General features: G+C 47.8%; 11 protein-coding genes and 1 tRNA gene. 8 read left to right on the top strand and 4 right to left on the bottom strand.

Translation table 11 applies throughout. The features are described from left to right. Positions 1–19: 19 nt before the first annotated feature. A complete protein-coding gene (miaB, locus tag C7I86_RS03000; RefSeq protein WP_010871782.1) occupies positions 20–1,375 on the top strand; it encodes a tRNA (N6-isopentenyl adenosine(37)-C2)-methylthiotransferase MiaB in 1,356 nt (451 codons plus the stop codon). Between the two features lie 83 nt (positions 1,376–1,458). Further along, positions 1,459–2,478, top strand: coding sequence for a hypothetical protein (locus C7I86_RS02995; RefSeq protein WP_020861477.1), 1,020 nt, complete (start codon positions 1,459–1,461; stop codon positions 2,476–2,478). Positions 2,479–2,882: 404 nt separating this feature from the next. On the opposite strand, the gene C7I86_RS02990 is transcribed toward C7I86_RS02995, so the two are convergent. Together C7I86_RS02990 and C7I86_RS02985 are read right to left on the bottom strand one after the other, a co-directional pair. Beyond that, a tRNA-Leu gene (locus tag C7I86_RS02990) sits at positions 2,883–2,963 on the bottom strand. 146 nt (positions 2,964–3,109) lie between these two features. Beyond that, entirely contained in the window at positions 3,110–4,054 is a 945-nt protein-coding gene (locus C7I86_RS02985; protein WP_010871780.1) for a PhzF family phenazine biosynthesis protein, read from the bottom strand. 119 nt (positions 4,055–4,173) lie between these two features. On the opposite strand from C7I86_RS02985, the gene C7I86_RS02980 reads away from it, so the two are divergent. Next, complete coding sequence (locus C7I86_RS02980) at positions 4,174–4,371, top strand: hypothetical protein (RefSeq protein WP_010871779.1); 198 nt, start codon at positions 4,174–4,176, stop codon at positions 4,369–4,371. 303 nt (positions 4,372–4,674) lie between these two features. Next, entirely contained in the window at positions 4,675–5,712 is a 1,038-nt protein-coding gene (locus C7I86_RS02975) for a LysR family transcriptional regulator (protein ID WP_010871778.1), read from the top strand. 50 nt (positions 5,713–5,762) lie between these two features. Here C7I86_RS02975 and C7I86_RS02970 read toward each other — a convergent pair whose 3' ends face one another. After that, on the bottom strand, positions 5,763–6,869 hold the full coding sequence (locus C7I86_RS02970) for a hypothetical protein (protein ID WP_010871777.1): 1,107 nt from the start codon (positions 6,867–6,869) through the stop codon (positions 5,763–5,765). Positions 6,870–6,994: 125 nt separating this feature from the next. Next, entirely contained in the window at positions 6,995–8,695 is a 1,701-nt protein-coding gene (locus C7I86_RS02965; protein ID WP_010871776.1) for an AarF/ABC1/UbiB kinase family protein, read from the bottom strand. A gap of 146 nt (positions 8,696–8,841) precedes the next feature. On the opposite strand from C7I86_RS02965, the gene C7I86_RS02960 reads away from it, so the two are divergent. The 4 genes from C7I86_RS02960 to C7I86_RS02945 all read left to right on the top strand — a co-directional run bounded on the left by C7I86_RS02960 (position 8,842) and on the right by C7I86_RS02945 (position 13,967). After that, positions 8,842–9,918: a hypothetical protein gene (locus tag C7I86_RS02960; protein ID WP_010871775.1), complete on the top strand. Its 1,077-nt coding sequence runs from the start codon at positions 8,842–8,844 to the stop codon at positions 9,916–9,918. A 67-nt stretch (positions 9,919–9,985) separates the two neighbouring features. Beyond that, the gene (locus C7I86_RS02955) at positions 9,986–11,368 is read left to right on the top strand and encodes a (Fe-S)-binding protein (RefSeq protein ID WP_010871774.1); all 1,383 of its coding nucleotides are present in this window, start codon (positions 9,986–9,988) and stop codon (positions 11,366–11,368) included. 304 nt (positions 11,369–11,672) lie between these two features. Beyond that, complete coding sequence (locus tag C7I86_RS02950; protein WP_010871773.1) at positions 11,673–12,131, top strand: hypothetical protein; 459 nt, start codon at positions 11,673–11,675, stop codon at positions 12,129–12,131. A 12-nt stretch (positions 12,132–12,143) separates the two neighbouring features. Next, complete coding sequence (locus C7I86_RS02945) at positions 12,144–13,967, top strand: penicillin-binding protein 2 (protein WP_010871772.1); 1,824 nt, start codon at positions 12,144–12,146, stop codon at positions 13,965–13,967. The last annotated feature ends 24 nt before the right edge of the window (positions 13,968–13,991 follow it).

Genomic DNA, 13,991 nt, shown 5'->3' with positions numbered 1-13,991 from the left:
TTGCTTCGCCCTATTTCCCATGAATGTTTCCCACCGTCGCTACCACATTATTACCTTTGGCTGCCAGATGAATAAGGCGGACTCGGAAAGGATGGCCGGCATTCTGGAAAATTTGGGCATGACCTACACCGATGACCCCAACCAGGCGGATTTAGTCCTCTACAATACCTGTTCTATTCGGGACAACGCTGAGCAAAAAGTCTACTCATACCTTGGTCGTCAAGCCAAAAGGAAACAAGTAGAACCGGAATTAACTCTGGTGGTGGCGGGCTGTGTGGCCCAACAGGAAGGGGAGCAATTATTGCGCCGGGTGCCAGAGTTGGACCTGGTGATGGGGCCTCAACATGCGAATCGGCTAGATCAGTTACTAGAACAGGTGTGGGCTGGTAGTCAGGTGGTGGCGACGGAGAGTCTGCACATTATGGAAGACATCACCAAACCCCGGCGGGAAAGCACCGTCAGTGCCTGGGTGAATATTATCTACGGTTGTAATGAACGTTGTAGTTATTGTGTGGTGCCCAATGTGCGGGGGGTAGAACAATCCCGTACTCCAGAAGCCATTTATGGAGAAATGGAAGTCCTGGCCCAACAAGGATTTAAAGAGGTCACACTACTGGGGCAAAACATTGATGCCTACGGCCGGGATCTACCAGGCACCACTCCATCGGGTCGCCATCTCCATACCCTGACGGATTTGCTCTACCACGTCCATGATATTGAGGGGATTGATCGCCTGCGGTTTGCCACTAGCCATCCCCGTTATTTCACCGAACGGTTAATTCAAGCCTGCCAAGAATTGCCCAAGGTTTGTGAACATTTCCATATTCCTTTCCAATCGGGGGATAACGACATTCTTAAAGCAATGAAACGGGGCTACACCAGGGAAAAATATTTACAGATCATTGAAAAAATCCGTCGCTATATGCCCGATGCGGCCATCAGTGCCGATGTGATTGTTGGTTTCCCAGGGGAAACGGAAGCCCAGTTTGAAAATACCCTCAACCTAATTGAAGAGGTTGGTTTTGACCTACTCAACACCGCTGCCTATTCTCCCCGTCCCGGCACCCCCGCGGCCTTCTGGGACAATCAACTTTCCGAAGAAGTCAAAGGCGATCGCCTGCAAAGATTAAATCATCTAGTTTCCACCCAGGCCATGGAACGCTCCCAACGTTACCTCGGTCGGGTGGAAGAAGTGCTGGTGGAAGGGGAAAACCTTAAGAGCCCAGGGCAGGTGATGGGACGCACCAGGGGCAACCGCTTAACTTTTTTCCAAGGAGAGATTAGCGAACTATTGGGTAAAACAGTGCCGGTAAAAATTACCGAAGCCCGGGCCTTTAGCCTCACCGGGGAAGCTTTAAGTTTAGTTACTGCCTAGGCAAAAAAGTTATGGCCCCGAAAAATTCCTGCCACAATGGAGATTGGAAAAATCAACGGTCTAATTTGGGGGAGATGATAGTCATGGCTCCATATCAGAGTTTTCACATTGGTCTGCTGGGGTTGGCCCTAGCCTCGGTTTGGCCCCTATCTGCTTGTGCCATTACTCCCTCCTTCCCTCCAGCAGTAGAGCAGAATCAACAGGTGAATGGCGATCGCCAAGAAGTGCAACTGGCTCAAAACTCAGACACATATACTTTTGAGACCTTTGATCCTAATAGCGACGAACCAAAATTAAACGGAAAAGTAGAAAAAGGCGATGTGAGTGCCAGCATCAGCTATCGCCAAGAAAAACATGATGGCTATGAAAGTTGGTTTCCCACCGTCACCGTTAAATTTAAAAACAAAATTGTAGCCACTCTAGAAGGGTCAGAGTCCCCCATGCCCATCGCTTTGCTGCAGATTACTGATATGGATCGGGATAATCCTTATCCAGCAGTGCTTTTTGCTACCTATACCGGCGGTGCCCATTGTTGCAACGAGGTCAAAGTCTTTACCAGTAATCAAAATGGGAGTGATTGGTCTGTACGGGACTTCGGCTTTTTTAATGGTGGCCCCCATCCGGCGGAAGATCTAAATAATGATGGTTGGGATGAGTATGTAGAGGTAGATAATCGTTTCCTTTATCTCTTTTCCTCCTATGCCGGTAGTGCGGCCCCAGCCCAGATTTGGGCTCTGCAAAATGGTCAAGTAGTGGATGTGTCCTTTGAGCCTAGCTTCCAATTTATCCATCGAGAAAATGCTCAATCTATGGAAAAAGATCTGCCAGAAATTGTAGCCCAGGATTCGGAAAAGAACGGTTTTCTCGCCGCCTATGTCGCTAATAAAGCCCTAATTGGTGAATTGGATGAGGGCTGGCAGACCATGCTCAAATATTACGACCGGGAGTCTGATTGGGGGCTAACTAATTGTTTGGAATATGATGACCAAAGTAACTGTTTAAACGAGGTTAAATACGACTCCTATCCCGATGCTCTGAGGGCTTTTTTGGTAGAAGCTGGCTATATCGAGGCGAAATTTGAGGCTGAAAATAACACTCTTTAATTATCGTAATTTTCACAGAAGTATTGCTCTTTTATCATTGTAGGTTGCAGGGTAAAATAATTGGGACAAAAATAAGGTCTTCTAAAGACATTAATACCTTCTTAAATTTGTTAAATAAACAATGAAAGCTTCTTAATAACTGGGGGGTATAAATTACCGCCATTCAGGGCTTTGGTAAATTGAAGTAGCATAACGGCTGAATTATTAACCTCATGTTGTTAAGATTGCACTGAACGTCACTTAGTTTTTAAAGCCTGTTTCAGGATGGACGACTATTTATATTTCCCCGAGATTCTAAGGATCAAGTCACGAATCATTAGCTTCAGCACAAACCGCTTCGCCCGTACTAGAGATCTTAAAGAAAGCCGTCTTGGCTAAGAACAATAGAAGTTTTGTTCCCTTAATGCGGACGGGGAGACTCGAACTCCCACGCCAAAGACACTAGAACCTAAATCTAGCGCGTCTACCAATTCCGCCACGTCCGCGTCCGACCAACCATCCTATCACAATCCCCTCAATTTTTCCTCGTTGTGTACACAAGCAATGGTCAAATCCCATTTTCACCGCAGTTTGGGGTCGGGGAAGAAGAAAAATTTCTGCCCCCAGGGGGTGATAATTCTGCAATTTGTTTCTAATTCCCCAGGTTCATGAAGCCCTCCGAGACTAAAACGGATCGCCCGGCCACTTTCACTGCCCTAATCCCCTGACCGTCTTTTACCACAGTTAACTGTAATTGGCTGGGCCTTCCCAAGGCTTTGCCCTGTTCAATTTGCCAATGGTGTGAGCCTGGAGTGTCTAGGCGATCGTCTAAATAACCTCCCAATGCCGCTACCCCGGAGCCAGTGGCCGGATCTTCCGCAATGCCCAAACCAGGGGCAAACATCCGCCCATGGATCAACTTGTTATCGGACAAACCCAGTGAAGGATCTCCTGGGGCCAGGCAGTAAACGCAATCGGCCCATTGACCCGCCAAGAGATTTTGCCAAACCGATGGATTAAAACTAATCCGATTTAACGCCTCCTCATTTATCAGTGGAATAAATAAAAAGGGCAATCCACAGGAATAGGCTTGGGGTTCATATTCTCCTTGCTGTAGCTGATCAATGGATAATCCCAAAAGCAAGGCCAAATCTTCACAAGATGGGGCAGAATCCTTGGTTTGGGGAAGCTGGGCCACGGTTAATTCTGTTTGCACCAGTTGTCCTTGCTTGTAGTGGAGGGTAACGGGCACTAGGCCCACCGGCTCTTCCAACTGCCAAGTGGTGGTAACTAAAGGGCTGGGGGGCTGGAGCAAACCCAACAGATAGGTGGTCCCAATGGTGGGATGCCCTGCAAAATCCAATTCCCTTTTGGGGGTAAAAATTCTTAGGCGAAAATTCCCCGTTTCCGTCACTGGGGGCAAAACAAACACCGTTTCGGAATAATTGATTTCCGCTGCAATTTTTTGCATTTGTCCATCGGTCAAACCCTCAGCATCGGGAAAAACCGCCAGGGGATTACCGCCAAAAAGTTGGTCAGTGAACACGTCAAGGGTATAGAAGCCATAGCGCATAGGTCTAACTGGGGAATTGAACACAGGGAAGAAGGGGATGTAAATTTTTGTTTCTGTATAAAATGTTACAGAATTTGTGCTATAAATATTAAAGAGGGTAATTAACCAAAACTTTTTTCAGCAATCGTCAAGAGGTATTAACTATGTCTACTCAACAACAGGCTCGCGCTCTCATGATGCGCCACCACCAATTCATCAAAAACCGTCAACAATCCATGTTGTCCCGCGCTGCCGCTGAGATTGGCGTGGAAGCAGAAAAGGATTTTTGGACCACTGTGCAGGGCAAACCTCAATCCAGTTTCCGCACAACCTATGACCGCAGTAATGCTTCCCTGAGCTAGTTTCACTTTGACCAGGGTGTTTAATGCTGAAGGCTTTAGCGCCCAGCTGGGGTCGGCGGAGTAGCAAAAATAAGCTAATAACCACCATTTGGTGGATTTTGCAAAGGGAGGGAGTGAATCAACTGCCCTCTTTTTTGCGTCGACCATAGTAGATTAACTTTTTTTTAAGCGGGATCAGTCCTGATATTAACTAGGTTCCCATTAACGAATTAGACCCTGGGCGATACCGTTGCAAAGGCTCTAATTGTGGTACTGTCAGTGCAATAGGGCTGTCCCTGTCTTGTTCATCGTTTGGCTGGATCTATGTCGGATATCCCGTTCACGCTGGATCAACTTCGCATCCTCAAGGCGATCGCCTCGGAAGGCAGTTTTAAACGGGCGGCAGACACATTGTACGTTTCCCAACCGGCGGTTAGTTTGCAGGTGCAAAACCTGGAAAAACAGTTGAGTGTGCCCCTATTCGACCGGGGAGGACGCAAGGCCCAGTTGACGGAGGCAGGGCATTTGCTCCTCAATTACGGCGAAAAGATTATTACCCTCTGCCAAGAAACCTGTCGGGCGATCGAAGATTTACAGAATTTACAAGGAGGCACCCTGATTGTGGGGGCTTCCCAAACTACGGGCACCTACCTCCTACCTCGGATGATCGGCATGTTCCGGCAGCAATATCCTGACGTAACGGTGCAATTACAGGTCCATTCCACCCGTAGGACAGCTTGGGGCGTGGCCAATGGCCAGGTGGATTTGGCCATTATCGGCGGCGAAGTACCGGCGGAGTTGCAGGAAACTCTGACCGTGTTGCCCTACGCTGAAGACGAATTGGCCTTGATTTTGCCGGTGCTCCATCCCCTAGCCCAGGCAGAGACTATCCAAAAAGAAGATTTATACAAGCTCAAGTTTATTAGCCTCGATTCCCAGTCCACCATCCGCAAAGTGATTGATAAGGTGTTGAGCCAGGGGGAAATTGATACCAAGCGTCTCAAAATTGAAATGGAACTTAACTCCATTGAGGCGATTAAAAATGCGGTGCAGTCTGGTTTGGGGGCGGCCTTTGTCTCCACCACGGCAATCGAAAAGGAATTGGAGATGAATGTGCTCCATATCGCTCCGATTAAAAATGTGGAAATTCGCCGGGTTCTTTCCGTCATCATTAACCCTAACCGTTACCGTTCTAAGGCTTCCGCCGCTTTCATTCGGGAAGTATTGCCCCAATTTTCTACCCATCCCGATGCCCTCGACCCGGAAAGGTTATTCGCTAATCCCTACAGCTCCAATAACGGCGATCGCCAAGGGGATGGCAAGGACGGCAAAGGGAGCATTGAAATCGACTCGGTTACTTAAACAGACCAATTTAAGACAAGTTGGACATTCAAGTTTAATCGGAAAACAACTTAAACTCCGCTCATGGCATTGTGCTTTTGCCGGTAACCGAGGAGCAAATCATCAATTTCCATTTGGTGAATTTGGAAAACTTCATTGTGAATTACAGCTAAACACTTGCTTAGTTGATCCTGGGTTAAGGATTCATCCAACAATTGATTAAAGAGCTTAAAGAAGGATATTTTACCTTTTTCCATGGAACGCTTCTTAGCATCCCCCGTGGCAGTAAAGAGAAAATGGTAGGGAAAACTAACTCTGGCATTGGGTTCCGAACAAAAGAAAGCTAACATAATCACAAATAGGGGAATTACCACTGTTCGTTTTTCCACTTTTTCCTTTAGTAATAATTTAGCTAACACTTTACGGTAGCCAATTTCTCCGTAGTCAAAGGTAAACATCTCCCGGAAAGGATACTCCTGGTGTTTATTAACTAAATTGAGGCTAACCCCGGTCTCATCTAGGGCATGGACTAAAGCCTGCCATTTGTCGTAGGTCAAATTATCCAGACTATAATTGAGGTCACAAAAGTTGATCACATCAGTCAAAATTTTCTCAAATTGAGGCGGCAGTTCAATATTATCAAACTGATGCATATCATCCGGAACTGGGGGAATGAAGTAACGAATTAGTAGCAGTTGATGGATAGCGGGGTTAAAAATTTCTAAAAATTTGTCCAGGTTATCAGCGTAATCCTTGAAAGATACAATCGATTTTTTGCGAATGTCCTTAATCGCAACTAATAGATGTCCCGGCTGAAGGTTAAAAGATTCTCGATAAAGTTTTTGTCCCAGATTTTGGCGATGGATTTCCAAACATTCTTGTACCCTTTGCTCAATCAAACGCTGGGGATTTTGATAATACTCCCGGGGCACTACCACCTTATGAAGATCAACAATGTGTAGAGGAGTTAGTATGCCCTTCTGGAGACGAAGATTAATGACAGACTTACCAAATTCATCAATGACAAACTGTTTGCACTGACGACGGAGAAGCTTTTGCTCTTCAATGGGCACCCTTGGCACACCAGGCAAGGTAGATTTGGCATTCTGTTCCTCGGGGGCCGGAGCCTCTGGGGTAGCATCAATATTGTTCTTCTTTTGAAAAATCTTGAGAAACATATCAACTCTTCCCTAGGACAGATGAAAGTAAGGCTATTATGATAGCTTAAAAAGCCGCCGACGTTTTGTAACATCAAGCGTTATGATTGCTTAAACTCTATTCATCCGCCAACAAGCAGGAAAAATTATCGTTGCGGCAGAATGGTGCTCACGCCGGCCAGGGAAAATTCCCGCACTGCATTCCAGGCGACATTGACCAGTTCCTGGGGCTTAAAGTCATCTTTTACCAAACCCCAAATCCGTTGTACTTCATCGGTATGGAGGCGATCATCTTCCGTTAAAGCTAGTAAAATTTGCCGCCGTAAATATAGACCTTCCTCGGAAAAAAGGAATTGCAAACCTAATTGGGCAGTGGGCAGAAGATCGAATTTGGTGTCCGAACGGGCAATGCTGAGCATATTTTCCAACCGTTGCCATTGGAATTTGCCATTTTTAAACAGCACATCAATGAGTTGACGACGTAGTTGGGGTGATTCTCCGGTTAATAAACGCCGGGCCACGTAGGGATAGGCCACTTCAACAATTTTAAAATTAGGATCTAAGCTTAAAGCTAATCCTTCCTGGGTGACCAAAGAACGAATAATCAAGGCAAATTTGGCCGGAACCCGGAAAGGGTAATCGTACATCAACTCAGAAAAATCGTCGGTGATGGTTTTAAAGTTAAAGTCTTGGACACTTTGACCAATGGCGCTACCAAAAACATTTTCTAGGGCAGGAATGATGGGGGTAATGTCCGTGTTGGGGGCAAGAAAACCGAGGGCAATAAAGTCTTCTGTGAGGGCCAGGTAATCCTTGTTAATTAGCTGGACAATGGAGCTGGCAATGGTTTCTTTTGTCCCTGGCTCCAGTTGATCCATCATGCCGAAGTCGATATAGGCCATGCGACCATCTAGGGTAGCAAAAAGATTTCCGGGATGGGGATCGGCGTGGAAAAAACCATGTTCCAACAGTTGTCTTAAACCCGAAGTAACCCCAATCCGAATAATATCACTGGGGTCGAGGCCCGCCGCCCGAATTTTATCTGTATCAGTTAATTTAAAACCTTGAATCCATTCGAGGGTGAGAACTTTTTGATTACTGTATTGCCAATAAATGCAAGGGACTTTGACTTCCGCATCCCCATGGAAATTTTCCGCAAATTTTTCAGCGTTGCGACCTTCGTTCAAATAATCAATTTCTTCAAACAGTTTAATACCAAATTCATCCACAATTAAGGTTAAGTCATGACCTAAATTTAAAGGTAAAAAGCGCCCGAATTTCTGTGCTCCCAACCGCATCAAATATAAATCTAGACTCAGCCTTGGTCTTAAATTGGGCCGTTGTACTTTTACTGCCACTTCTTCACCACTAAATAGCATCGCTCGGTACACTTGCCCCAAACTAGCCGCGGCCACGGGATGGGCAGAAATTTCCCGGTAGGCTTCGTCTACTTTCATGCCCAGTTGCTCTTCCATTAGCTGGAAAGCCAAGTCGTTATCGAACGGGGGTAATTGATCCTGGAGTTTGATTAATTCTTCTAAAAAATCTCGCCGCACCAGATCCGGTCGGGTGGAGAGAGCCTGGCCGACTTTAATAAAAGTGGGGCCCAGTTTGGTCAACAATTCCCGTAAATCCTCCGCCCGTTGCCGTTTGTAGTATTCCACTTGACCAGTCCACTGATCCCAGAGCAAACAGGTGAGGAAAAAACCAAAGGACCAAACTACTTCCAAGGCCCGCCATAGCACTTTCCAGGGACGACGACGGTAATAGTTGGCGATCGCCTGGGCATTGTAGCGACGAATATTATCCAATTCAGATTGGGGTGGCAGGGGTTTGGGGTTAGGCACGGTGCTAGCGGGGGATTTATGGACTTTTGACTAGAATTTTTAACTACCTAAAACTTAAAGAAATGTAAAAACCGCGACATTTTTCTTAATGTTAGCATTGCTGACCCCGGCAGTAAGCTTAGGGGATCGACCTATGTAAAGACAAAATGATCAATCGTCAGGACCTCAAGCAGTTACAGTCCTTAACTCCTGTTCCCGCCCTCTCCATTCTGCTGCCCACCCACCGCACTTCCCCGGGCAATAAACAAGACCCCATTGTGGTTAAGAATTTGGTTAGTGAAGCTAAAACTCGATTGGGGGAAGAGTATTCCCAGCGGGAATTGGAGCCTCTGCTAAAGAATTTAGACAACTTGGTGGAGACTATTGATTACAGTTATGGTCTTTGTGGTTTGGCTTTGTATGTGAGCCACGATTTTGCCAAATTGTACTATTTACCATTTCCTGTTCAAGCTCGAGTTGTGATCGATAAAACCTTCGCCACCAGGGATTTGGTCTATGGTTTGCATCGGCAATTGCAATATTGGGTACTGTTATTGAGCCGAGGATCAAGTCGTTTACTGGCCGGTACTGGGGATATTTTGGAGGAAGTGGAAGATGATTACTTCACCTTGGCCATGACGGGACCTGGGGGAACAGAAGCGTTACCAGCGGACACTGATTCCAGTTATCGAGACGATCGCCAGCGTCGTTTTATCCAGGAAGTGGACCGGGCTTTTAGTACCTATAACGAAGGGGAAAATTTACCGTTAGTGGTGGGCGGTGTGGATCGTTTAGTGTCCTTTTTCCAAGAAGTGTCCCAGCATTCAGCGGCGATCGCCGGTACGTTACTGGGGAATTTTGACCGGGCCAGCATCAGCGAACTTACCCCCCAGGTGTGGGAGATTATGCAAACGGTCAGGGAAGCTAAACAAAATCAAGCCTTAACCTCCTTGGATGAAGCAGTTAGTGCGCAAAAATTTGTTTCCACCGTGGGGGAAGCCTGGCGTTTAGCCCAGGAAGGTCGAGGTAAATTGCTGGTGGTGGAGAAAAGCTACCATGAGCCTGCCATTATCTCCACTAACGGAGGCATTGAATTGGTGGCGGAACCCGGTGGCACGGAAGTCATCGACGACGCAGTGGACGAAATCATCGAAGTGGTGTTAGCCAATGGTGGGGAAGTGGCTTTAGTCGAAGATGGCACCCTCTCTCAACATCAACGTATTGCCTTGGTTTTACGCTACTGAGGCCATTGATTAAGTTAAGGGTAAGTTGACGGTTTCAGACTAGAAAAAAGTGTGATCATAGGGGACAGTGTTTTTCCCCATGGTCCCTATGTCGGCTCCTCCCTCCTTCACCGCCTTGGCCCAGGCCGTCAACCAGCCCAAAATCGGCTTTGATTCCCAAAATCCCCCTCCCCAGGCCGTGTTGGATAGCTGTGTCCATTGCGGTTTTTGTTTGAATACCTGCCCGAGCTACCGGGTCATTGGCAAGGAAACCGATTCCCCCCGGGGCCGCATCTATCTAATGAATGGCATTAACCAAGGCCAAGCCAGTTTAGATGCCACCACCATCCAGCATTTTGACAGTTGTTTAGGTTGCTTAGCCTGTGTCAGTGCCTGTCCTTCGGGGGTGCAGTATGACCAGTTGATCTCCGCCACCAGGCCCCAGGTGGAACGAAATCATGACCGTCCCTTTGGCGATCGCCTCTTGCGGGGGATCATTTTTAACTTATTTCCCTATCCCTGGCGGTTGCGGTTATTGTTGCCCCTGCTCTGGGTCTACCAAAATTGTGGTTTGCAAAAATTAGTGCAAGCAACGGGCTTATTGAGCAGATTTTTTCCCCGTTTAGCGGCCATGGAAAGTATTTTGCCCAGGGTGACCGCCGCTTCTTTTCGGGATAATTATCCAACGGAAATTTCTGCCCAGGGGGAAAAGCGTTACCGAGTGGGGATAATTCTTGGGTGTGTACAAAGATTATTTTTCTCCCCCGTCAATGAAGCCACTGTCCGGGTTTTAACTGCCAATGGTTGCGAAGTAGTGATTCCCCAATCCCAAGGTTGTTGCGCCGCCCTCCCCGCCCACCAAGGCCAAACAGATCAAGCCGAGGCGATCGCCAGACAAATGATCGACAGTTTTGCTAATACGGAGGTGGACTACATCATTATTAATGCCGCCGGTTGCGGTCACACACTGAAGGAATATCATCATATCTTGGCCGACGATGCTGAATATTTACCCAAAGCCCAAGCCTTTGTTAGTAAAGTACGAGACATTAATGAGTTTCTGATGGAGATAGGGTTAAATCAAACCCTCCACCCCGTCACTGAGGAATTAACCCCTGTGGTTTATCAAGATGCTTGCCATCTGATCCATGGTCAAAAAATTAGTCTCCAACCCCGACAGTTGATTGCCCAAATTCCCCATTTACAGTTGCGGGAGCCCTTGGATGCGGCCCTCTGTTGTGGCAGTGCCGGGGTCTATAACATGCTCCAACCAGCCGTAGCAGAGGAACTGGGGCAGCAAAAAGTTAACAATCTCTGTCAAACCGGTGCCCAATTAATCATTTCCGCCAACCCTGGCTGCTCTTTGCAAATCCAAAAACATCTGGGAAAACAAGGCCAGAATCTAGGGGTTATTCATCCCATCCAATTGCTTGATCTGTCCCTGCGGGGGGAAAAGTTAACTGGTCTTTAGGAAAATTCTTTAGCCCAGATGGATGAATCCAAGAATGGTATCAATGCAGCGAAACCTGGTCATAATAAGTGATCCCCAATTTATTGACATCAAAACACGTAGTTGTGCTACGAAATTTGCACTAGCAAAACTGTCCATCTCGAACCCCATTCAGAGCCATTAACTAACAGAGTATGGAAACCAAAAAGTCGTTTTTATCGACATTCTCCTAAAAGTTTCCCCTCAAAGACCCAATTCTGTCCCATTGCCGTTAAAGTGAAGACAATTCACCCACCGCACCTTTGTAGTCCTAACTAACTTTTATATGTCTGCCTTACCCAAACCGGCCTTTGCCTCCCGCCGTACCACCGTAGTTGCCTCCCAACCTACGCCCCTAATTACCTCTCCCCAGGAATCTTTACCCACTTCTCTACAGGTCTTGTTGCGGTTTCAACAGGCCACTTCTTGCCTTACCTTGGGAATAGTGGCGACGGTTTTAGGGGTTTATGGTTGGACGGTGTACACCCCCACCCTCTGGAGCAAGGAATATCAACAACTTAAAGCGCTCCAGCAAACGGAACGCCAACTGATCACCAACACTGAAGCCATCAAACATCAACTAGCCCAAGAAGCAAATCAACCAAGTTCTGGTTTGGTTAAGGCCAGTCCTGGCCAGAATATTTTTCTGCCAGCCCAGGCTAGTGTTCCCCCTGCTTCCGTTGATAAATCCACCGTTGCCTCCGCCAGCAATTTCAACATCACCACTAGGCCCGTTGCCTACTAAACAATTCGAGCCATGGACTCCTCCCACCCAAAACTAAATTCTTCAACTGCCAATTCATCTCCCTTTACCAAGCATATTTCCCGTCAGGAAAGGCACAGACAAAAAACCCAACAACAGGGGGTGCCGGTAGTGCGCTTGCTTTTGGTCTGGGGGTTTTTATTTGTAGCCATGGGAGGGCTTGCTTATCGTCTTTACCGGCTCCAGGTGGTGGAAGCTAACCAACTGCAACGCATGGCCAAGGCTCAACAGAGCACCAGCATGCAACCCTACGTGCCCCGCCGTTCCATTGTGGACAGCCAGGGTAATGTTTTAGCCACCGATCGCCTAACTTATACTCTGTTTGTCCATCCCCGTTACTTTGAAGCCACCAAGGAAATTACCGATCCCACTGACTACATTGCCAGGGAACTATCGGCAATTTTGGGGGATATTACCCCAGCCCAACTAAAAGAAAAATTCAAAGAAAAGGAATCGGGCATCAAACTGGCCACCGGCCTCAACGAGTCCCAGGCTGTCCGCATTGGCTCTTTACGGATGGGGGGGGTGGATTTGGAAAAACAATATAGTCGCTATTATCCCCAGGATGAAATGGCCGCCGATGTTGTTGGCTACGTAGACGGGGAGCACCAGGGCCAGGCAGGCCTAGAACTCAGTCAGAGAGAAATTTTGGAGCGAGAAGTGGAGACCTATGCCATTCGGCGCACGGGGAAAGGGGTTGTGCTGCCGGATTCTTTGCCAGATAACCTATTGCAGTCCAACGATTGGCAGGTACAGTTAACCATTGATATGCGTTTGCAGCGGGCCGCCCGGGAATTGCTCAAGGCCCAGGTTGCCCAACAAAAAGCTAAGCGGGGCACAGTTTTGGTCATGGATGCCCAGGACGGAGCCATCCTCGCCATGGTTAATGAGCCCACCTTCAATCCCAACGAATACTACAAAGCCAAGGTGGAGTATTTCAAAAACTGGTCCGTGAGCGATCTGTACGAGCCGGGATCAACCTTTAAGCCGGTGATTGTCGCCCTAGCGATGAATGAAGGGGTGTTGAAACCAGAGGACAGGATTAATGATAGTGGTTCGGTGCGGGTAGGGCCTTGGACCATTTCCAATGCCAGCAAAAGTGGCGCAGGTATGATCAACATCACCCAGGTGCTCCGCTATTCCAGTAACGTGGCCATGGTGGCGATCGCCCGTCGTCTCAAGCCGGAACGATACTATGAATTATTGCAGGGGGTGGGGTTAGACAGTCGTACAGGCATTGACTTGCCCGGAGAAGCAGCCAGTTATCTCAAGCCCAGGCAAAGTTTTATGGATGACCCCATTGAACAGGCCACCACTTCCTTTGGTCAGGGTCTTTCCCTCACTCCGATCAAATTACTGCAACTCAACGCCATGTTAGCCAACGGTGGCAAATTAGTTACTCCCCACGTGGTTAAAGGTCTGGTGGATGCCCGCAACCATCTCCACTGGCAACCCGATCACCCCGTTAAACAAGTGGTGAAGCCGGAAGTAGCTCATTCCGTGGTGCAAATGATGGAATCCGTGGTTAGCGGCGATGGGGGTACCGGCAAGGCGGCCCTGATTCCCGGTTATCGGGTGGGTGGGAAAACTGGTACAGCCCAAAAAGCTGGCCCCAGAGGGGGCTATTTAGCCAACGCCAAAATCACTAGCTTCGTGTCTATCTTGCCGGTGGACAATCCCCGCTATGTGGTGGTGGCCATTATCGATGAACCCAAGGGGGCCAATGCCTATGGGGGGACCGTGGCTGCCCCGGTGGTTAAAAACGTTATGGAGGCCCTAATTGCCATTAAGGGTATTCCCCCTTCCCAACCGCAATAACTTGGCTCCGAGGAAATGGACCCA

It is taken from the genome of Synechocystis sp. IPPAS B-1465 (assembly GCF_003015225.1).
GTDB lineage: Bacteria > Cyanobacteriota > Cyanobacteriia > Cyanobacteriales > Microcystaceae > Synechocystis.
The sequence above is the reverse complement of the archived record's forward strand: the minus strand, read 5'-3'. Positions and strand labels throughout refer to the sequence as shown.

Bases quoted from the DNA above. Each gene is read 5' to 3' on its own strand.
- miaB (WP_010871782.1), top strand. From the start codon at position 20: ATGAATGTTTCCCACCGTCGCTACCACATTATTACCTTTGGCTGCCAG.
- C7I86_RS02995 (WP_020861477.1), top strand. From the start codon at position 1,459: ATGGCTCCATATCAGAGTTTTCACATTGGTCTGCTGGGGTTGGCCCTA.
- C7I86_RS02980 (WP_010871779.1), top strand. From the start codon at position 4,174: ATGTCTACTCAACAACAGGCTCGCGCTCTCATGATGCGCCACCACCAA.
- C7I86_RS02975 (WP_010871778.1), top strand. From the start codon at position 4,675: ATGTCGGATATCCCGTTCACGCTGGATCAACTTCGCATCCTCAAGGCG.
- C7I86_RS02970 (WP_010871777.1), bottom strand. From the start codon at position 6,869: ATGTTTCTCAAGATTTTTCAAAAGAAGAACAATATTGATGCTACCCCA.
- C7I86_RS02960 (WP_010871775.1), top strand. From the start codon at position 8,842: ATGATCAATCGTCAGGACCTCAAGCAGTTACAGTCCTTAACTCCTGTT.
- C7I86_RS02950 (WP_010871773.1), top strand. From the start codon at position 11,673: ATGTCTGCCTTACCCAAACCGGCCTTTGCCTCCCGCCGTACCACCGTA.
- C7I86_RS02945 (WP_010871772.1), top strand. From the start codon at position 12,144: ATGGACTCCTCCCACCCAAAACTAAATTCTTCAACTGCCAATTCATCT.